Genomic DNA, 22,317 nt, shown 5'->3' with positions numbered 1-22,317 from the left:
CACACTTATGTTTTGTAGGTTTTTGATTACCTTATTATGTTTTTCTATTGATACTTTTTAGATTTTAATATTTGAAAAGGCTATAAAATAACATTGAAAAATTAAAATTAAAATATAGTTATAATAAAAAACAAAAAGTTATAAACATCACATTTGGTTTTAATTTAAAAAACAGATACAAAAAAGACTCAACTTGATTTTAAGTTGAGTCTTTTATAATACAATGTATTTTCAAAGCTAAAGTTTTAGAAAACCAAAGCCATTGTTATGATTTTTACGAGCCTAAGTATACAAATCCATTTAAAGCAAGATATGGATTCTGAATCGTTACAGGCTGCTGGGCAACATTTCCGTTAATAGATGATGTTGTATGACTATGAGCCCCAGCACTTGATGTATTAATTGTATTTGATGATGTTGCGAAAAATGTCTGTCCAAGAATATTAAGCAGAACGGCCGTTGGTGTTCCTGCTTGGTGTGTGTGGGCACCATCGGTACTAGTCGTTAAAGTAACATTAGGCAATTGATTTTGACTTATTGTTGCTGTAGCACTTCCTCCGGTAGTATTTAAGGTTTTTGTACCACTTACTCCAACAATATTTTTGTCTGAGATATTGGGCAAATTAGCACCAATACCTAGTGCTGTAGCTGCAGTTTGCTGACTGGCAGTCAGAGTACTTTTTAGTCTTCCGTTTAATAAAATCCATCCGTTATGATCCGCTGCCTGAAAGCCGTATTTTACATCACCTAAAGTAAAAACCTGAGCAGAAAGCGCATTCCAAGTACTACCACTATAACAATAGAATAAATTAGTTGTTGTCAGGTAAATCAATTGTCCAGCTCTATTTCCTGAAGAAGGCAAAACACTTACTTGTGGGATTGCAATACCTGCCTGAACAGTTGGTGAAGCAGGATTTACCTCCCTAACATCTAAAGTAGCTTGTGGAGTGGTAGTTCCTATCCCTACTTGAGCTTTAGCAAAAAAAGGAATTAAGATAAAAATAAAGAGTAGTTTTTTTTTCATTTCAAATTTGTTTTAGTTGTTGTTATGGTTTTGTTTTTGGGTTAGGTTTATGGATCTGAACATAAATATAAATATAATTGTGTCAGGTATCGCATTTTTAAGAATATCTTTACAAATTACCGAATTTAAAAAACCAATTAAAATATCTAAACATCTAATTTACAATATCTTAATAATATAAAAGCTTAAAAAAAACAATCTTCTTTAATGATTCTCATTTTGTAAGTTTTTAACTATTCCCTGCAGTTTTTCAATAGTTAATTTTGATCTTCTTATGGATAGGGCAAAGAGTACTACAACAAGCAGTAAAACGAAAAATAAGATTACAATGCCGGAAAAAAAGCTGGAAATATCACTTTCCAATTGCTTTTTCTCTTCATTTTCTTTTTCTTTTAATGAATCACTAACCGATTTTCTTTCCCGCCGCTTCAATTTAGATTGGGTTTCGAGGTAGTTCAGCCTATATTTCTGGTAATTATCCCATTGATTGATGGCCAAAAAATTCTCTGAAAGGCCTTTGTATATTTCCTGATTCAAAACCAAATCGTTGACATTGCTTGACATTGTAAGCGCATCTTGCAATAAGACAATCGCTTCGGTGTATTTTCCTTCTAAGGTATATACCTGCGCCAATCCTTTTTGGGCGAATGCCTGAAGACTATTTGCCTCAATCTGCTTGGCAAAATTAATTGCTTCCTGAAAACTTTCAATAGCCGCCTTATTATCAGACATCTGCATATAACAATTCCCTTTATTGTATTTGGCGATGCTTAATTTGCTTGCGTTTATCACCGAATTTTTAGACAGCAAAATTTCGTTAATTCCTTTATCAAAAAAAGTAATTGCAATATCACAATTCAGTTTTTCCTTGTAAATAAAGCCTCTTACAATATAATTGATTCCAAGATTAACGCGAACAGAATCACGAACAGGATATTCCAAGCACAATTGCTCTGACTGATCAAGATACTGGATTGCTTTATCATAAATTTTTAGCTGATGGTATTGGATTCCAGTTTTACTAATTATCGAAATTTTTAACAATTCATCATTCGACTGCGGAAGAAGCTGATTCGCCTTAATGACATACTCCAGTGATTTTTCATAATCACGCTTTGAAGAATAACCGTCAGAAATCAATTTATAGCCTCTGATTTTTATATCTACATCATTTCCGGCTTTGCTTACTACTTCTTTCCCGGCAGCAATTACCTTATCAGGATTTCCATACATTTCCGAAACGTTCGCTTTGAGAATACTGTCCAGATTTTTTGTGCTTTGCCCATAAGAAGCGCCTGTAAACATCGTAAGACTTACAAAAACAAAGAAAACAAAGGATAAATTAATGTGCAACCTCATGATGGCTATTTATTTGATTACCAATTTCTTTTTCGTTCTTAAGGAGTTCAATAAAAGTTATAGGAGCTATTCCTGTTATTGATTTGAATACGGTAGCAAAACTGCTGTGTGATGAAAACCCGCAAGTTTCAGCTAAATAACTGATCTTGTAATTCATAAAATTAGGATCGGATTTTAGCTTTTCAACAATATAATTAATCCGGAGTTTATTAATATAAGTATTAAAATTAACGTTATAATGCTTATTGATAATTTCAGATAAATATTTTGTATTGGTTTCGAATTGTCCTGAAAGCACAGCAAGAGATATATCATTGTTGGTATATCGAATGGAATTTTCAAATCGTTTGAGTTTATTTAACAGCGCCTGTTCCGTTTCCTGTGGAATAAATACCTTTTTACTCGTTTCTTTCTTTTCCGTATACCGGCTGACAAGATTATTCCTGGTCACTTCAAGATAATTGATGATCTCTCTTAACCTTTTTTTCTTCCAGTGAAATTTAAGCCAGAAAACAACACAACCAATCAGAACCAAAATAAATAATGCGATTGCTATATAAAATTGAATACTGTAATTTTGCTTTTTGGCCGCATAATTATTCTCATCTTCCTTCGTGATAAGATTGTAGGCTGTATTGACAGATTCCTGTTCGCTGTTTTCAATTTGAGTGCTTATTTTTAATAGATTGGCATTGTACCATTTATAATTTGCCTTGTCATTCAAGGCCAGATAATTAATTGCCAGTTGTTTGCTGATAGTTTCCATCAGATATAAATTATCAAACTTTTGTGCAATTTGCAATGCTTTCGAAAGCAATACAATTCCTTTTTGGTAGTTTTTATTATGGAAGTTAACACCAGCCAATCCATTCAATACAAAAATTTCAGCGAATTGATTTTTCTTATTGCTATTATCCAAAAGATGCTGGGCTTTACTAAAATAACGATTGCTTTTTTCAAAATCACCCAGCCCGCTATATATTTTCCCGAGATTAATGGTCAGCCATAAGTCCAGATCTGGTGAATCTTTCATGGCGATTTCAAATTCTTTGCTTTTATTTTCGACTGTCTTTAATGCTGCTTTATAATTCTGGCGATTAATGTACATAGCCGCTTTTTCAAGCGTTAAAAAAATAGTAGCCAAGTCCTTCTCGTCCTTCTCTTTTATATTTATTGCCTTCTGAGTTGCTTCTTCAAAATAACTTTCAGATTTTTCATCAAGATACAGAGATCTTAAAATCGCTGATTTGGCAAGCAGGATTCTAACCGAATTCATATTCGATAAATCCGAAACACCTTTGTCAGCGGCATATAAATAAATAAGGGCGTTACTATAATCTCCTTTCACTTTATAAATCTCGGCGATCAGCAAGTTGATTTCAGCACTTTCATTATCCGATGAACTGTTCTTTAATAAATGCAATCCGATTTTTAAGGCTTCATTAGGTTTAGAATGAACCAATTCCTCAAATTCATCGAATAAAGACTGTTGTTTCGACGGCATTTGAGCCACAATAGAATTAGAAGATAATACTATTGCAAAAAAGAGTAGAATTAAAAAATTAAACCGAACTCTGTTGTATTCCATTTGACTTTTGTCTTTGTTTTATAATACACTTTTGAAGGTAAAAATTCACACTACAAATGTACCGATTATTCGAATAAAGCCAAAAAGCATTTTGAATTCCGGCGCAATAAAAAATTTCGGCTGAAATTAAAAAAATAGAAAATATTTTTGTCTTATACAAGTATTATTCCATAAAAAACATTTCTTTTACACAAGAATAATCAACATTTTAACAAATTTACAAGTCAGAAGATATTTAACTTCTCCAACCTATTTTGTGATACTTTGCCAAAATCAAAAAAGTCAGCCAAAAAGATTCCTTTTTATCGTTTTAAAATGCTTTTGTGTTTTCCTATCTTTACCACAGATTTCCAAAATTTTTACCTTTAAAATTCTAATTCCCAGCTTTAAATGTCTTCACATCACATAGTTCGCGACGATCAGGAACCGGCATTAATAATCGCTAATGGTGCTTCCTGCAGTGAAGAACTGTTAGGGCAACTGCTGGAATGGTCTCCTTTGGTAATTGTCTTGGATTCAGCCATCGAAAGAGTTTTGGAACTAGGCATAAAAGTCGATGTATTATTAGGTGATTTCGACCGTGGTTTCGATGCTGCATATTATGCCGAAAAACAATATCCTATTGAAATTGTTCACACTCCCAATCAGGATAAAACAGATCTTGAAAAAGCATTCGACTATTTAATAACAAAAGGACATAAAGCGGCCAATGTTGTCTGGGCGACCGGAAAACGTGCTGATCACACCATTACAAATATTACCAGTATCGTACAATATCGTGAAAAACTTAAAATTGTAATTTTAGATGATCATTCCAAAGTATTTCTGCTGCCCAAACGATTCGAAAAATGGTATACTGCAAACACTCCAATTTCTTTAATCCCTATTGGAATTGTATTGGGCATAACTTCTGAAAACTTATTTTATCCGCTCAAAAATGATAGTTTAACCATTGGTTACAGAACAGGAAGCAGCAATCATGTTTCTAAAGACGGAATTGTAGTAATTGAATACAAGGAAGGTGATTTAATGCTGATGGAATGTTTTGATTAATAAGTCAAAACAAGCACGAATCAAGGGCAATTGTTTTCTCTGTGTTCCGTTTTTTACAGTTATCTTTGTACCGAATCACACGAAAATGAAACCCAAAACAACTACAGAAAAAACAAGTTTACATCCCAGAAATCCGCATAGGTTTCGGTATGATTTTGAGCAATTGATTTCAAATTGTCCTGAATTAAAAAACTTTATCACCAGCAACAAACATACAACTGAAGATTCAGACATAACTATAGACTTCAGTAATCCGGATGCGGTAAAATCGCTCAACAAAGCGCTGCTGATTTCTCATTATAACATTCAAAATTGGGATATTCCCTCCAGTTATCTTTGCCCGCCAATCCCTGGCCGAGCGGATTATATCCATTATATCGCTGATGTATTAGCCGAAACCAACAACGGAATTATTCCCAAAGGAACAACGGTTGAAGGTTTGGATATTGGTGTTGGTGCCAACTGTATTTATCCGATTATAGGAAATTCAGCTTACGGATGGAGCTTCGTTGGAACTGATATCGATGAAAATGCAATCCAAAACTGTAAAAAAATAATACAGAACAATCCAAAATTAATAGAAGCCATCAGTTTACAATTACAAACTGAATCCCGATTTATTTTTAAAAATATCATCGCTCCTGAAGATAAATTTGCCTTCACCATCTGCAATCCGCCGTTTCACGCTTCCGCAGAAGAAGCAAACAAAGCAACAACCCGAAAGGTTAATAATCTGCAGCACGTCAAAACCAGCAAGCCTGTCTTAAATTTTGGCGGACAAAACGCCGAATTATGGTGTAATGGAGGAGAAATAGGTTTTATCACACAAATGATTTACGAAAGCGCGAAATACCCTCAGCAAGTGCTTTGGTTTACCACTTTAGTATCCAAAAAAGAAAACCTGACTTCTATTTACAGGACTTTGAATAAAGTTGGCGCTGTCAAAATAAAAACAATCGATATGGCTCAGGGCCAAAAAACCAGCCGGTTTGTCGCTTGGACTTTTTTAAATGAAACACAGCAGAAAAACTGGACGTTTTAAAAATCGGTATAATTACAAGACTTATTTTTTTTAAAATAAAATCTCAGTAACTTAGTCGTCCAGAACTCAAGCAACTTCTAACAATGAAATTCCAAGTCGTTTCCGATTATAAACCTATGGGTGACCAGCCACAGGCTATTGAAAAATTAGCTAAAGGAGTTATCAATGGTGAAAAATACCAGACTTTACTCGGTGTTACAGGTTCAGGAAAAACCTTTACCGTAGCTAATGTTATTGAAGAAATACAGCGGCCAACACTTGTTTTAGCGCACAATAAAACGCTGGCTGCGCAATTGTATTCGGAATTCAAACAGTTTTTCCCGAATAATTCAGTGCAGTATTTCGTTTCTTATTACGACTATTATCAGCCCGAAGCTTTTATTCCAGTAACCGGTGTTTTTATTGAGAAAGATTTGTCTATCAATGACGAGTTGGAGAAATTGCGTTTAAGCACTACTTCTGCCCTGCTTTCAGGTCGTCGCGACGTTTTGGTAGTTGCTTCTGTTTCGTGTTTGTATGGTATCGGGAATCCGGTAGAGTTTCAGAAAAATGTGGTTTCAATTGAAAAAAATCAGGTTATTTCACGCACTAAATTATTGCATCGCCTGGTGCAAAGTTTATACTCCAGAACAGAGGCTGAATTTACGCCCGGAACTTTTCGGATTAAAGGAGATACGGTAGACATTTATCCGAGTTATGGCGATGAACCGTTCCGAATTCATTTTTTTGGAGATGAAATCGAAGAAATTGAAGCTTTTGATTCAAAAACATCACAGGTTTTAGAAAAATACGAAAAACTAACCATTTACCCTGCCAATATGTTTGTGACTTCTCCCGATGTGCTGCAAAATGCCATTTGGGAAATCCAGCAGGATTTAGTCAAACAAGTAGATTATTTTAAAGAAATCGGCAAACATCTTGAGGCCAAACGACTCGAAGAAAGGACTAATTTCGACTTAGAAATGATACGGGAACTAGGCTATTGTTCAGGAATCGAAAATTATTCAAGATACCTGGACGGAAGACAACCAGGAACGCGTCCTTTCTGCTTAATCGATTATTTCCCTGATGATTACCTGATGGTGGTTGATGAAAGTCACGTTACCATCTCGCAGGTTCATGCCATGTACGGCGGTGATCGCAGCCGAAAAGAAAATCTGGTCGAATATGGTTTCAGACTTCCTGCAGCTATGGACAACCGTCCTTTAAAATTTGAGGAATTTGAAAGCATGCAAAACCAAGTGCTCTATGTTTCAGCAACTCCAGCCGATTATGAATTACAAAAATCGGAAGGTATTTATGTAGAACAAGTAATTCGGCCAACAAGTTTATTGGATCCTGTAATTGAAGTACGTCCAAGCCTGAATCAGATTGATGATTTAATTGAAGAAATACAACTCCGTTGCGAAGCTGATGAACGAGTTTTGGTTACTACTTTAACCAAACGTATGGCTGAAGAACTGACTAAATATTTAACCAAAGTTTCCATTCGTTGCCGATACATTCATAGCGACGTAGATACTTTGGAACGTGTAGAAATCATGCAGGATTTGCGTAAAGGTATATTTGATGTTCTAATTGGGGTCAACCTCTTAAGAGAAGGGCTGGATTTACCCGAAGTTTCTCTGGTTGCTATCCTGGATGCCGATAAAGAAGGTTTTCTTCGCAGCCACCGTTCCCTGACTCAAACTGTAGGACGTGCGGCTCGTAACGTAAATGGAAAAGCCATTATGTACGCAGATAAAATCACGGCAAGTATGCAAAAAACCATCGATGAAACCAATTATCGCAGAGAAAAACAAATCAATTACAACACCAAACATAATTTAGCTCCAAAGGCATTGAATAAAAGCCTTGGTAATGCTTTAAACAAAAACTCAGTCTCTTCACAATATTTTGAAAATCAAGCCATAAAAGCAGCTGAACCGGAAAGTCTGTATTTATCAAAACCGGAAATCGAAAAGAAAATCCGGGATCTTCGCAAAGCCATGGAAAAAGCGGCAAAAGATCTGGATTTCATGCAGGCAGCTAAATTGCGTGATGAAATTAAAGTATACCAGGATAAGATGTAACTATGGACAAAACTAAAATCGCTGTAGACGTATTCAATAAATCAGCAAAAGAGTACCAGGACAGATTCATGGATGTGGATTTATACAACGATTCTTTCGATATATTCTGCAGCAGCGTAACTAAAGTGAATGCCGAAGTCTTAGAACTCGCTTGTGGTCCCGGAAACTGCACCAGATATGTAATAAAGAATCGTCCTGATTTCAATATTTTAGGAACTGATCTGGCACCGAATATGCTTGAATTGGCTCGAAACAACAATCCGTCAGCAACCTTTCAATTAATGGATTGCAGGGATATTCTTCTGCTCAATAAAAAATACGATGCCATCCTATGTGGCTTCTGTCTGCCGTATCTTTCAAAAGCTGAATCGGAAAAATTAATTGATGATGCAGCAACGATTTTAAACCCAAATGGAATTTTGTACATCAGTACAATGGAAGAAACCGAAGACAACAAATCAGGCTTTAAAAGCTCCAGTTCCGACGAATACAGAGCGTATATTTATTACCATCAAGCCGATTACCTGCTAAATGCCTTAGAAAAAAACGGCTTTAAAATCATCCATTTTAAACGTCAGGATTACCCAACTACTGATGGCACAAAAACCGTTGATTTACTAATAATAGCCCAAAAATAAAACCAGGAATCAAAAGATGAAAACGGCAATTTAGCTGGATTTAGCCGAAAAGAAGATTATGATTAAAATCCTGTAAACTAAGTTGAAGCACTTGCTTTGTAAGTTGAAGCACCTACGTTATAAGTTCTCGCGGTTGCATTGTAAGTTTTAGCGTCTGCGTTATAAGTTTTAGCACCTGCATTGTAAGTTCTCGCGGTTGCATTGTAAGTTCTTGCGGTTGCATTCTAAGTTTTAGCACCTGCATTGTAAGTTCTCGCGGTTGCATTGTAAGTTCTTGCGGTTGCATTCTAAGTTTTAGCACCTGCATTGTAAGTTCTCGCGGTTGCTTTGTAAGTTTTAGCGTCTGCTTTGTAAGTTTTAGCACCTGCGTTGTAAGTTCTCGCGGTTGCTTTGTAAGTTTTAGCGTCTGCTTTGTAAGTTTTAGCACCTGCGTTATAAGTTCTCGCGTTTGCATTCTAAGTTTTAGCGTCTGCGTTGCAAGTTTTAGTGCTTTCTGTTGCAGATTTCTTTACTCCAGCCGCAATATTCTATCTTTCTTTATAAAATTCTAATTGTGCTGCTCCTGAAAAGCACCCACAACAATCGCAGGATCAATCATTTTATTCGAAGAAGACTCCATCAAAGCCAGAATACGCTTCATCGCACTCGGATTAAGCCCCATATTAATACCTATTTCATTAATCGCAATTCTTTCTCTTTCATGCAAAATACCATCGCAATGCATCAACAATGCCAATCGGTAAAAATGAAGAATTCTGTGAAACTCGTCTTTTACAACCACAAATTCATTTCGCCTGCTGAACAAGTCCATAAAAGTATCTTTATCCACATTCAATTCCTGTGAAACCAGTAAGAGGAAATCATATTCGCGATCATGCAGTTCTCCATCAATTACCGCAAATGCAATCATTTCAGAAAGCAGACTTATTTTTTCTTCGTAAGAATCCATGCTTGTATATTTTCGGCTAAAATAAAATTAAAATCGGAATCAAAAAAGCACCAACCGATTTTATGTATCTTTGCCCAAAATTTAAGTCAATATGAATAACAACGATATATTCAAAAAACTACGTGTAGCTCTTCAGTTGCGTGACGATCAGATTGTGGAAATTTTAGAATTGGTCGATTTCAGAATGTCAAAAGGAGAATTGGGAAACATCTTCAGAAATGAAGATCACCCTAATTTTATGGAATGTGGAGACCAAGTACTGCGTAACTTCCTAAATGGTCTGATAATCCATCTGAGAGGCACAAAAGAAGATCCTAAGAACGCTATAGATGTCATCAAGCAGAACCAGGATACTTTAAAGCAAAATAAGACAGAGAAACCTAAATCTGATTTTAAACCGGCTCCTAAAACGGATTTCAAGAAAAAAGCGGGAACAAAACCTAAAGCAAGTAAAAAACCTGCACCGAAAATTCAGGTAGTTGAAAAGGTAAAATTCAACAACGGAAAGAACAAGAAAAGTTAATACTTCTTCAAATAAAAAAATCCCGAGAGTTATCTCGGGATTTTTTATATCTATAGCATTCTTAAATTCTTAAGATAAAGCAGCTTTTACTTGATCAGCAGCTTCCTGGAATTGTACTGCAGATAAAATTGGCATACCTGAATTATCAATTAATTCTTTAGCAATTTCTGCATTTGTACCTTGCAAACGAACGATGATCGGCACTTTAATAGCGTCTCCCATGTTTTTGTAAGCATCTACCACACCTTGAGCTACACGGTCACAACGAACGATTCCTCCAAAGATGTTGATAAGGATTGCTTTTACGTTTGGATCTTTCAAAATGATTCTGAAAGCCAATTCTACACGTTTAGCATCAGCTGTTCCACCTACGTCAAGGAAGTTAGCCGGCTCATAACCTGCATATTTAATTAAATCCATGGTTGCCATTGCAAGACCTGCACCATTCACCATACATCCTACTGTACCATCAAGATCCACATAGTTTAATCCTGCCGCCTTAGCTTCTACTTCAATGGCATTTTCCTCACGGATATCACGCATTTCAGCTAAAGTAGGGTGTCTGTATAAAGCATTGTCATCCAAATTTACTTTGGCATCAACAGCAATAATTTTGTTATCCGAAGTTTTCAAAACCGGGTTGATTTCAAACATAGAAGCATCAGATCCGATGTATGCTTTGTATAAAGAATCTACGAACTGCACCATTTCTTTGAATGCATTTCCTGATAATCCTAAATTGAAAGCAATTCTTCTTGCCTGAAAACCTTGTAATCCAACTGATGGATCGATTTCTTCAGTGAAAATTAAATGAGGTGTGTGCTCAGCAACTTCTTCAATATCCATTCCACCTTCAGTAGAATACATAATCATGTTGCGTCCTTTACCTCTATTCAATAAAACTGACATATAAAACTCTGAAGTTTCGCTTTCACCTGGATAGTAAACATCCTCAGCAACCAAAACTTTGTGTACTTTTTTACCTTCTGCAGAAGTTTGCGGAGTGATTAATTGCATTCCAATGATTTGTTCTGCCAATTCTTCTACCTGCTGTAAGTTTTTAGCAAGTTTAACTCCTCCACCTTTTCCACGACCACCAGCGTGAACCTGTGCTTTGATAACATGCCATCCTGTTCCTGTTTCTGCTGTTAATTGTTTTGCAACAGCAACCGCTTCCTGTGGGTTGTTGGCAACGTAACCACGTTGAACTTTCACACCGTAACTGGCTAATATTTCTTTTCCTTGGTATTCGTGTATATCCATAATGAAGTTTTTGACTTTTTAAAGTGGCACAAAAATAATAAATTCCAAATGAATATTCTAACTGATTTTTGTTTTTTATTTGACCATTTTTTACCCTTTACGGTTTCTTTTTTACTCTTGGAATAAAAAGTAGCGGCTCAAATAGTTTTTTACTTCCGTTTCTTTGAATGAATCGAAATGATAGGCGATATAATTATCAGGACGGACCAGAATAAACAAGTCCTTTTCTACACCAAGTTCCGTCCAGCTTTTGGTTAAAGGATAAACAATTATTTTTATCGGAAAAGGAAAAACGGTCTTTATTTTTTGTTCTGTTTCCGGTTCCAGCACCTCGTTTGAGAGGTATAAAAGATGGAACATCGGTTCAGAAAACAGCATATAAAAAGGGATTTCCAAATGCGCATCGGTAATATAAGGCAATCTATCTCCCGCTTGAAAAAGCAACCGCTGACTGCTGGTTGACCAAGACAATGATTTTCCCTGGTAATTGTACCATATTTGTGAAGCCGTCCTGAAAAGTACAGGCCGGATTTTTCCGAAAGTGAAAACTTTACTAATCAAACGGATGGCAATATGCTTTCTGAACTTGGCAACGAACCAATTATCACTTGTCATCAGATTGAACATCCTGTCTGTGAATTTCATCAGCCATTTTGCAAAAGGCAAACGTTCTTCGTTGTACGTATTCAATAAATCATTTTTCGCGTATTTTTTCAATACAAATGCTACTTTCCATGCAAGATTATAGGCATCCTGCAAACCTGTATTCATGCCTTGTCCTCCGGCAGGACTGTGAATATGCGCACTGTCTCCAGCCAAATGGACTCTTCCTTTACTAAAATTATCCACGCAACGATGGTGTAAATTATAAACCGAAAACCAGTTTACTTTTTCAAATTCTATCGGAATGCCAATAGTTTTCGCTACTTCCTTTTCAATATCATCAAAACTAACATCATCTTTATCGAAATAAGCTCTGGGCAAAGTTCCCAAAACCCTGTAATACCAATCTCCTTTTAAAGGAAAAAAACCACAGAAATCTTCATCCGAAGGAGAAATAATAAGATTATTGTGAGGCAGCTTCCAGTTCATGACAACATCCGCCACAAAGAACCTGTTTTCGTAAGTTCCTCCATGAAAGTTAAAATTAAGCTGATGACGCAACGGACTTTTGGCACCATCGCAACCAATTAAGAATTCGGCTCTGATCTCAATAGTTTCTCCGTTCTTTTTAGCCAGGACAATGATTTCCTTTTCGTATTCTTTTAAAGAAACAAATTCCGTTTCCCAATGTACATCCTTCCCATTACTTTTAAAATTCTCATATAGGAGCTTCTCATTATCGCTTTGTTCAAAAGCCAGCAGATACGGAAAATCAGTCATTCCTTTTCCGATTTCCCCAACTTTGACTTCGGCTTTAAGGATTCCTTCGGAATACAGACAAAAAGAACTCATTATGATTCCGTTTTCGACGACAGTATCAGAAAGTCCCAATTGCTGGTATATTTCCAGACTTCTTGCGGTAACTGCGATAGCCCTGGACTCTATTGTGGGTCCTATTTTCGAATCAATAACAAGGCAATCAATCCCGAAACGCTGTAACTGATTTGCTGCCATTAAGCCCGTTGGCCCAGCGCCAACTATTAGTACCTGTGTATCCATATTTTGAGATATAAGACTGATTACCAAACCTTATTTCATCTAAAATTACTGATTTTTTAATCATTAAAAGATAAAATTGTAGTATATTTCATCAGGAATAAATTAGTAAACATTTAAAATAATAACATTTTGTTATAATTTGTTATAATTTGTTTATTTTTTGCATAAAACAAATTCACAACATAATTTTGCCTTCAAATAAAATAATACTCATGGAATCTCAACAATTACTTTCAATTGAATCTGAATTTGGCAGTCCGTTATATGTTTATGACGCCGAAAAAATCGAATCGCAGTACAATCGGTTAGCTAATGCGTTTTCCAAGGTGGAAAAATTGCGTATCAATTACGCAGTGAAAGCCTTGTCGAATATTTCGATTTTAAAGCTCCTCAAAGAAATGGGCTCCGGACTTGATACAGTTTCAATACAGGAAGTACAGTTGGGGTTGCATGCCGGTTTTACTCCGGACAAAATCATCTATACTCCTAATGGTGTTTCGATGGATGAGATAGAAGCCGTGACAAAATTAGGCGTTCAGATCAATATTGACAATTTGTCCATTTTAGAACAATTTGGAACAAAACACCCACAAGTTCCTGTGTGCATCCGAATTAACCCGCATGTAATGGCTGGAGGAAACTCTAACATATCTGTGGGACATATTGACAGCAAATTCGGTATTTCCATTCATCAATTGCCACATGTGCTGCGTATTGTCGAAAATACGAAAATGCACATTAACGGAATCCATATGCATACCGGTTCCGATATTCTGGATATTGAAGTTTTCCTTTATGCTGCAGAAATTTTGTTTGAAACAGCGAAACATTTCAAAACCTTAGACTTCATTGACTTTGGAAGCGGATTTAAAGTACCTTATAAAAAAGGAGATATTGAGACCAATGTAGAAGAATTCGGAAGAAAACTGACCAAACGATTCCTGGCTTTCGAAAAAGAATACGGTCGTGAACTTACTTTAGCTTTTGAACCGGGGAAATTTCTGGTAAGTGAAGCCGGTTCCTTTTTGGCCAGAGTAAATGTTGTAAAGCAGACTACTTCTACCGTATTTGCAGGGATAGATAGTGGTTTCAACCATTTGATCCGACCAATGTTGTATGGCTCTGAGCATTATATTGAGAATATTTCGCATCCGAAAGGGAAAGAACGTTTTTATACCGTTGTAGGTTATATTTGCGAGACAGACACCTTTGGTACCAACCGAAGAATTTCGGAAATAAAAGAAGGCGATGTCCTTTGTTTCAGAAATGCCGGTGCTTATTGCTTTTCGATGGCTTCCAACTACAATTCGCGATACAAGCCAGCCGAAGTACTTTGGAAAGCCGGCAAAGCCCAACTTATCCGTGCAAGAGAAACTTTTGAAGATCTGCTGAAAAATCAGATTGAGATTGAATTATAAATTCACACACAACTACTAAACCACCCTACTGTCTGTATGCATTGCAGCGGTAGGGTTTTTTATTATCCTTTGTTTCTATTATATTCTTTTCCGTAAAAACTCCATTACTCTGCGACAAAACAGTACCCTCGGCATCAGAATCTGAAAACCCGACAACAGCTCCAAAACCCTTCTGGATACCTCAAAAAATCAGGCGCAAAAAAGGAATTGAAATTACTAAATAATTAAGGATCAATTATTTTATCCTTAAGGTTTTATGTACGATTTTTTTTACCAAAGTAAATTTGTACTTTTGCTTTTTGGAATAAAAAACTTACATTATTACATTATGAAGATAAAGTTAACTTATTACTTATTTTTCTTTTTAGACCTTACCCTTCAGCTCTATTCACAAACCAATCCAAGTGTTGTCATTACAGACCATAACAACAATACCGGAACGATCCCGATAGACTGCGATTACCAATTCAAGCCCATCAAAAAAATTGAACTGACTGCCAGTTTTCCAGACCTTAAAACAACCACTGATTATAGCGTTGCTCAAGTTGCGTACCATCAGAATGGTAATTATTCGGACGGAACACCTATTGTATTTACAGGAGATGATACCTGGAGTACGGCAATTCCTATTGGATTTTCCTTTTGCTTTTACAACAATAATTACAATACTGTAAATGTAGGAGATAACGGAATCGTCCGTTTTGGCTACAACAGCAGTCTTCCTGAAGGATCTTTTTCTTCGATAACCAACACTACACCCAGTCCTTCATTGGTTAAGAATGCCATCTTTGGAGGATTTCAGGATATGCTGAACATCCCAGCCGGTTTTGGATGTGCCCCGGGAGAAAACTGCGGAACAGTCACTTATGTTACGACAGGTACGGCTCCATTCCGAATATTTACAGTCAATTATAACGAAGTAAATCATTTTAACTGTACGGGATTTAACGGGAGAAAATCGACTTTTCAGATTGTTCTATATGAAACCACCAATGTTATTGAGATTAATGTCAAATCGAAACCCATCACCTGCAATGGGAATATAAGTGCCAATGGAAATGCCAATTCGCTATTAGGCCTTAACAATTCTGACGGAACTATAGGAATTTCTCCTCCGAACAGAAATACAGGAGTATGGTCAGCCATGGACGAATCCTATACATTTACCCCAAATGGTGCCAGTGCTACAACGGTACAATGGTTTAATGCCGGAGGTACTCTGTTAGGCACTTCCAACCCAATAGAAGTGATTCCGACCGGAAATACACTGTATACGGTAAAAGTAAATTATGCTACTTGTGTACCTCAGCAATTACAGAGTTCGATAGACGTTGTTTATGATTTGGATTATCCGGTAGCGCCCAATGTCGTCGGGAATTTCTGTGATACGACTGCTCCATTTCCAAGTGAAATTATTGATGTGGAAAGCCTTTTGATTCCAGAACCAAGCATTATAAAAACCATTTATAACACACAGGCAGAAGCCGATGCGGATAGCAATGCACTGACAGGAGTGAATGCTTATTTAATGACTGCCTCTACTAAAACATTTATTTACAGAGAAACCATTGGCGACTGTTATGCTACAGGGACTATTACTTTAAATTTATTCCAAACCCCAGAAATAGGCAATCAGATCTTATACGTTTGCGATGCCAACAATGACGGATCGGAAACCGTTACACTTTCCAGTTTGACTTCCCAAATTATAGGGTACCAAAACTGGATGGGCATCAGTTATTATCAGAACCAGGCCAATGCTATTGCGGGAACCAATCCATTTAATACCGTTACTGTTTTAAGCACACCCGGTTTTTATGATATATACGTCCGGGCTTTTAATCCGGGTAATCCTAATTGCTGGTCAGTAGCCTTGATTACGATAAGAATAAGCCCGAAATTAGAATTGGCACCCGTTGCTTCGTTTTGCATTAACGACCCTGATTTTAATTTAAGTGAAATTCATGATCTGACCACCATTCCTTTATCAATAATTACCGGTCCGGCTACTGTTGGTGATTTGACTTTGGGTTATTATATCAGTTTAGCCAATGCTCAAAACAGTACAAATCCTATTGGAAACCCAGGCAATCATGTTGTTTCAATCCCTTCTCCTTCTGTAGATACTACCATTTACATTACAGCCAATTATAATGGCTATTGCCAGACTGTCGTTCCGGTCACTATTTCGTTTTGCGAAGCCGAAGGCAATGACGGCGGCGGCGGCGGTGGTGGCGGTGGAAACGGAGGTTTTGGCGCCTGTCTTGAAGCCGGAGATCCGATTCCGTCTTACGATTTGAATCTGGTTTATACCGCAGCCATGAGTCCTATTACACCTGTTCCGGCACCTTTAGGATTTTATACCACGCTTGTTGGAGCACAAACTCAGGATTCGGCTGTACAATTGACCGCAGCAGCAATCGCTAATTTTGTTCCAGTGTCTCCTTTATCAGAAGTTTGGGTACGATTTAATGATGCCAATGGAATCCCGGGTATTAAACGAATATTCGTTCCTGTAAAATTTGTGAAGCATGAAAATAAAGACATTGAAATTTGTGATATTTACAACAATGGTTCCGAAACCGTAGCCTTAGCTCCTTATATAGCAGAAATCCAACTGGAAAATCCCGGAGAAACCGTTACCTGTTTTGCCACACAAGCCGATTATACAGCCGGAACAAACCCGATAACTTCCATTAATGTAATCGCTCCAAATACTATCGTTTATGTCAAAGTAAGTTCTTACGGCTGTGATTCCAATTACGACTTAAATTTTATCCTTACTCCTTTTGATGTAAGAGTTCCGATACTTGAAAAAATATGTGATATTAATTCGGACAATTCGGAACCTTATAATTTGGCCGCATTGATTCCGAGTTTAATTACCGGTTTTACCAACCCGACATTAAGTTACCATTCGACCTTAAACGGCGCTTACAATGAAACCAATATCATACCGAACAACACAACGAATTACCCTGTAAATACCACAACAACCGTATGGGCCAGAATTGAAGAAGACCCTGCTATTCTGCCGAAAACCTGCCCTACCATTCAGGAAATAAACTTTGATTTTTATAATTCTGTTTCAGTGAATACCATTGGAACCATTGAAGTTTGTGATACTGACAATGACGCTCATGTGGTACTAAGCAATTTAAATGCTATCGTTGCTTCGATTGTCAATGAGATTCCCGCAGAACCCATTACTAAAAAGCTCTATTACAATTTGGCCGCAGCCCAGACCAATGACCCCGTTTATGAAATTTTACCAGATTGGGACACCTTTGTTTACGATTCCAATGTATTAGGCGTTAACGGAATCATTTATTTGTACCTGAAAAATGACGTTACCGGTTGTGAGCGTATTGTTGCCATCAATTTACAAATGAGATCCTTCCCGTTGAGTACAAATTCAACCGTAAGCCTTTGTGATTTTGAGAATGACAACAGCGAAACCGTTGCCAATATGAGTTTTTTCAATCCTCAAATTACAGCTAATTATTTGTTATATACATATGCCTATTTTCTAAATTCGGCGGATGCCAATGCGGGAACTCCTGTCCTGCCTTCGAATTATACTCTGCACGACGGAAACATTGTATATGTGAGAATAACAAGCGGAAATCAAGCAGATTGCGTGAAGGTCATCCCAATTGAAATCGATTTTAAACGAGCACCAATTGTCACCAACATAACCCCGGTTATATGCGACAACTTAGGAAATGGAACGGAGACAGTTAATTTGAATTTTTATCAGAATCAGATTGTTGCGGTTCCTTCGGATTATACCTTCAAATATTATGACATTCAAAATAATGCTTTACAAGATCTGAATGCTTTCAGCAACTTTAATGTCCTTAATTATACTATTGCTTCTTTTGATGCGACCAATTTATCGGCACCGATATATGTGAGAGTGATAAGCAATACGACAGGATGTGTTTCCATTGCTACCATTACGTTTAAACGTTATGATGTTATTGAAGCTTATGATGCCATTTCCTTCTCGTGTGATATTTCGCTTACGAATGAATTGCAGGGAGTATTCAACCTGACTACACTGATACCCAGAGTAGGAACAAACGGTATGATTGCGAATCCTTCCAATTACACGATAAGCTACCATACGACTCCGGCTGATGCCAATGCGGGATCAAATCCGATCAATACGCCTGGAAATTATACTGTATACGCCAATCAGACTTCATATGTATACGTCCGTTTTGTTGATACGACCACAGGATGTTATACCGTAAAAAGAATCGAACTGCAGATTTACAACCTGCCAAAATTTGTAAACAGTACTTATGATGTATGCGATGATAATCTGGACGGTGTTTATACGCTGAATCTGGCTTCATTGAACGGTACTGTAGTAGAAGATCCGACACCTTATACTTTTCAGTATTTCTTATCGGAAACAGATGCTTATGCCAATAATAATCCGATTGCAAATTTCACCAATTTCATTATTAATTTAAATGAATTCCCGAAAACCGTTTATGTAAAAGGAACCAACAGCAATAATTGCAGTAAAGTAAAAAGTGTTGTATTGGAACACAAACCGGAAGTTCCTTTGTTGAGTAATTCAGTAACACTTTTGGAATGCGACCCTAATAATGACGGTGTTGCAACCTTTAACCTAACAGAAGCCCAAGCATTGGTAACCAATCAGGCGGGCATTGCTTTTACATATTTTACTTCGATACCTAATTTACAGGCCAACAGCAATAGTATTTCAAATCCGACCGTTTATCAGAATCTGACTCCTAACCCAAGCGTTGTTTATGTACGATTGTCATCACCAGCCAGTAATTGTGATGCCTGGGCAACGATTACCTTGCATCCCTTTTATCAGGAATATGCATTGCCTGCTCAGATTACCCTATGTGACAATAATGCTGACGGAACAGAAGAGGCCGATTTAGACCAAATCGTTCTGGATGTTTTGCTGGCGATTACTCCTTCAGACATTACTTTGGAATTTTATAATTCTGCCGCCAATGCAGCTTCGGGGGTCAATATTATATCCAATTCCCATACTTATACATTTACGAATTTCAGTACGCCATTATTCGTTAAGATAACCAATATTGCTACCGGTTGCCCAATTATAAAAGAACTTCATTTTATCACTCCGCAGCCTATAGTATTGACACCAGCCAATGTCAGCTTGTGTGATTTTGACCGAAATGGCAGTGAGGCGATTCATTTGATAGATTATTTCAATTTGATGTCTTCCGTTTCAAACACTTATACTGTAACAAGCTATCATTCTGAATTGGGTGCTAATAATGCAACTGCAACGGATCAGGTATCCAATAGTAATTACTTTTTAAATCAGCCTCAAAAAACATTCTGGATACGTTTTCAGGATGCTAACGGATGCTATTCGGTTACCAGTTTGGAAATTGATATAATTCCTTTTCCGAATTCGAACCTACATCCGAATCCTATTGAACTTTGTGATACAACCAATCCGGGAGATGTAACCGAAACATTCGATTTGACCCTCAATCAGAATTATATTGTAAACGGAAGTACGGATCTTGTAACCTATCATACGTCATTACTAAATGCTCAAAACGGAAATAATCCAATTGCAAATCCAGCGGCTTATCCAAGTCCAACGGCAAGTATCTGGATCCGAATAACGACAAATCCTGTCAGCAGCATTACAAACTGTGCGGTTATTGTAGAGCAAAAAATAAAAGTAATTCCGCTGCCAACTCCAAACATGAATCCTGTTTTATTACAGAAATGCGACATCAACAACACCGGAGACATGATGGAATATTTTGATTTAAGCCAAAATACTGCTGCTATTTCAAATGGAAATCCGACTTATTTGTTATCGTATCATACAACTCAAGCTAGTGCACAAACTGGGACAAATCCTATAGTCAATCCTACGCATTATCTGAGTGGCACCAATTCGATCTGGGTCAGAGTAACAACAAACACTCCTACTGCCCTCACATCCTGCGTCATTACGGTAGAACAAAAACTGGAGGTAGTTGCGTTGCCAACTCCGAAATTAAACCCGCTTCCTATAGTAATATGCGATGACGTTAATTCAGGAGATTTGAAAGAATTCTTTAATTTGACTGCCAATGAAAATTATATTCGAAATGGCAATTCGACTTATATCATAACGTACCATCTTTCTTTATCCGATGCGCAAAATGCGTTATCTCCTATTGCCGTTCCTACAAATTATGAAAGCCAGACAAGAAGCATTTGGATAAGAATAGTAACCAGCCCTGTGAGCAATTTAACATCCTGTGCTATTGTAATTGAACAGAAACTGATAGTAAATCCGCTACCGGTTGCCGGAGTTATTTCCGATTATTACAGTTGCAGTAATTCTAATACAACCTCAGCAACTTTTTATTTAAACACGAAAAATAATGAAGCGCTTTCGAATCAGAATTCGGCTCAATTTTCCGTAAGCTACCATGAGACAGAGCAACAAGCAAAAAATAGCACAAACCCATTACCGCTAACTTACATTAGTGTAACTAAGACCATTTGGGCAGGAATTAAAAATAATACCACTGGCTGTATTGCTGTTTCTTCTTTGAAATTAATAGCAGAAACCACCACGACAGCAACACAACCAGATGTATTGCTCACTACACTTTGTGATACCGATGAGGAAAACAATGGACTGACAGAATTTAATTTATCCGATTTGAATTCGGTTATTTTTGGTCCGAATCAGACAGATCCGAATTATGAAGTGCATTATTATGCCTCGGAAAGTAACCTTACCAATCATTTTCCAATAACAGATCCGGCACATTTTATCAATACCCATAATCCTCAAACAGTTTATGCCTTTGTAGTAAACAATGGAACCGTAAATAAATGTTCCGCTGTTGTTTCATTCGATTTAAAAGTGAATTTATTACCGGAACCAACCCCGAACGGAGGAACGGTCTGCTATGATCAAATCACCGGAAATCTGGTTAGCAGTCATATTATCGATAGTCATTTGAGTGCCAACACACATACTTTTGAATGGTTTCAGGAAACTAATCCGATAGCGAATCAGACAGGCGCTACGCTTGAAGTAACCGTTGCCGGTGATTATTTTGTAATAGCTACTGAAATTCAAACAGATTGTGAATCTGAGCCGGCTATGGCTACTGTTATAAAATCGGAATCAGCCGTTGCCAGCGCAAGAGTAGAATATTCGTTTAATGATGTTGTCAATATTATAGTAACCGCCACTGGAATTGGAAATTACAATTACCAATTAGACAATAATCCAATACAGCAAAGCCCTTTGTTTGAAGATGTATCGCCAGGAACACATACGATCAGTGTTTTAGATTTAAATGGATGTAATAACACTGTTTTAGAAGTTATTGTACTGAATTACGATAAATTCTTTACACCGAACGGAGATGGCTATAATGATTATTGGCAGATTGAAGGTGTCTATGACCAACCGGAAGCTAAAATTCACATTTTCGACAGATATGGTAAGCTTTTAAAGCAATTAGACCCTAGGGGACAAGGATGGGACGGAACTTTCAATGGATCTAAAATGCCTGCTGATGATTATTGGTTCACTGTAATTTATATCGAAAATGGAGAGCAGAAAGAATTCAAATCTCATTTTGCCATGAAAAGATAGTATTTAAAATAAAAATTAGAACAATCATTCAATAAAAACAAGAGTACACAAACAAAACTACTAATTAATTAATCCTTT

Annotated in this window: 13 protein-coding genes; 7 read left to right on the top strand and 6 right to left on the bottom strand. The window is 36.9% G+C overall.

Annotated features, from left to right (window positions below):
• Nucleotides 1–274 precede the first annotated feature (274 nt).
• The 3 genes from ACRDEC_RS00540 to ACRDEC_RS00530 form a co-directional block, all read right to left on the bottom strand.
• Nucleotides 275–1,024, bottom strand: coding sequence for a hypothetical protein (locus ACRDEC_RS00540; protein ID WP_431496381.1), 750 nt, complete (start codon nt 1,022–1,024; stop codon nt 275–277).
• Nucleotides 1,025–1,228: 204 nt separating this feature from the next.
• On the bottom strand, nt 1,229–2,383 hold the full coding sequence (locus ACRDEC_RS00535; RefSeq protein ID WP_431496380.1) for a tetratricopeptide repeat protein: 1,155 nt from the start codon (nt 2,381–2,383) through the stop codon (nt 1,229–1,231).
• Nucleotides 2,367–3,971 carry a helix-turn-helix domain-containing protein gene (locus ACRDEC_RS00530; RefSeq protein WP_431496379.1) on the bottom strand — a complete coding sequence of 535 codons (1,605 nt, stop codon included), beginning with the start codon at nt 3,969–3,971 and terminating at the stop codon, nt 2,367–2,369. Before ACRDEC_RS00530 ends, ACRDEC_RS00535 begins: the two co-directional genes overlap by 17 nt.
• 390 nt (nt 3,972–4,361) lie before the next feature.
• Here ACRDEC_RS00530 and ACRDEC_RS00525 point away from each other — a divergent pair, with 390 nt between their 5' ends.
• The 4 genes from ACRDEC_RS00525 (at nt 4,362) to ACRDEC_RS00510 (ending at nt 8,776) form a co-directional block, all read left to right on the top strand.
• Nucleotides 4,362–5,024, top strand: a complete 663-nt coding sequence (locus ACRDEC_RS00525; protein ID WP_431496378.1) for a thiamine diphosphokinase — start codon at nt 4,362–4,364, stop codon at nt 5,022–5,024.
• 85 nt (nt 5,025–5,109) lie between these two features.
• Nucleotides 5,110–6,066, top strand: a complete 957-nt coding sequence (gene rlmF / locus ACRDEC_RS00520) for a 23S rRNA (adenine(1618)-N(6))-methyltransferase RlmF (RefSeq protein WP_431496377.1) — start codon at nt 5,110–5,112, stop codon at nt 6,064–6,066.
• A gap of 83 nt (nt 6,067–6,149) precedes the next feature.
• Entirely contained in the window at nt 6,150–8,138 is a 1,989-nt protein-coding gene (gene uvrB, locus ACRDEC_RS00515; RefSeq protein ID WP_431496376.1) for an excinuclease ABC subunit UvrB, read from the top strand.
• A 2-nt stretch (nt 8,139–8,140) separates the two neighbouring features.
• The gene (locus ACRDEC_RS00510) at nt 8,141–8,776 is read left to right on the top strand and encodes a class I SAM-dependent DNA methyltransferase (protein WP_431496375.1); all 636 of its coding nucleotides are present in this window, start codon (nt 8,141–8,143) and stop codon (nt 8,774–8,776) included.
• Between the two features lie 547 nt (nt 8,777–9,323).
• Here the strand turns inward: ACRDEC_RS00510 and ACRDEC_RS00505 are convergent.
• Nucleotides 9,324–9,725 (bottom strand): excinuclease ABC subunit B, encoded by a 402-nt coding sequence (locus ACRDEC_RS00505; RefSeq protein WP_431496374.1) that lies wholly within the window; start codon nt 9,723–9,725, stop codon nt 9,324–9,326.
• 91 nt (nt 9,726–9,816) lie between these two features.
• Here ACRDEC_RS00505 and ACRDEC_RS00500 point away from each other — a divergent pair, with 91 nt between their 5' ends.
• Nucleotides 9,817–10,248 (top strand): DUF1456 family protein, encoded by a 432-nt coding sequence (locus ACRDEC_RS00500; protein WP_431496373.1) that lies wholly within the window; start codon nt 9,817–9,819, stop codon nt 10,246–10,248.
• 69 nt (nt 10,249–10,317) lie between these two features.
• Here the strand turns inward: ACRDEC_RS00500 and sucC are convergent, their stop codons facing one another.
• Together sucC and ACRDEC_RS00490 are read right to left on the bottom strand one after the other, a co-directional pair.
• A complete protein-coding gene (gene sucC / locus ACRDEC_RS00495) occupies nt 10,318–11,511 on the bottom strand; it encodes an ADP-forming succinate--CoA ligase subunit beta (protein ID WP_431496372.1) in 1,194 nt (397 codons plus the stop codon).
• 111 nt (nt 11,512–11,622) lie between these two features.
• Nucleotides 11,623–13,173: an FAD-dependent monooxygenase gene (locus tag ACRDEC_RS00490; protein WP_431496371.1), complete on the bottom strand. Its 1,551-nt coding sequence runs from the start codon at nt 13,171–13,173 to the stop codon at nt 11,623–11,625.
• Between the two features lie 212 nt (nt 13,174–13,385).
• Between ACRDEC_RS00490 and lysA the strand changes: the two genes are divergently transcribed.
• Both lysA and ACRDEC_RS00480 read left to right on the top strand, forming a co-directional pair.
• Nucleotides 13,386–14,591 carry a diaminopimelate decarboxylase gene (lysA, locus tag ACRDEC_RS00485; protein WP_431496370.1) on the top strand — a complete coding sequence of 402 codons (1,206 nt, stop codon included), beginning with the start codon at nt 13,386–13,388 and terminating at the stop codon, nt 14,589–14,591.
• Nucleotides 14,592–14,919: 328 nt separating this feature from the next.
• Nucleotides 14,920–22,239, top strand: a complete 7,320-nt coding sequence (locus tag ACRDEC_RS00480; protein WP_431496369.1) for a T9SS type B sorting domain-containing protein — start codon at nt 14,920–14,922, stop codon at nt 22,237–22,239.
• Nucleotides 22,240–22,317: the final 78 nt, after the last annotated feature.

The sequence above is a fragment of the Flavobacterium sp. genome (assembly GCF_050696275.1).
Classification (GTDB): Bacteria; Bacteroidota; Bacteroidia; order Flavobacteriales; family Flavobacteriaceae; genus Flavobacterium.
The sequence above is the reverse complement of the archived record's forward strand: the minus strand, read 5'-3'. Positions and strand labels throughout refer to the sequence as shown.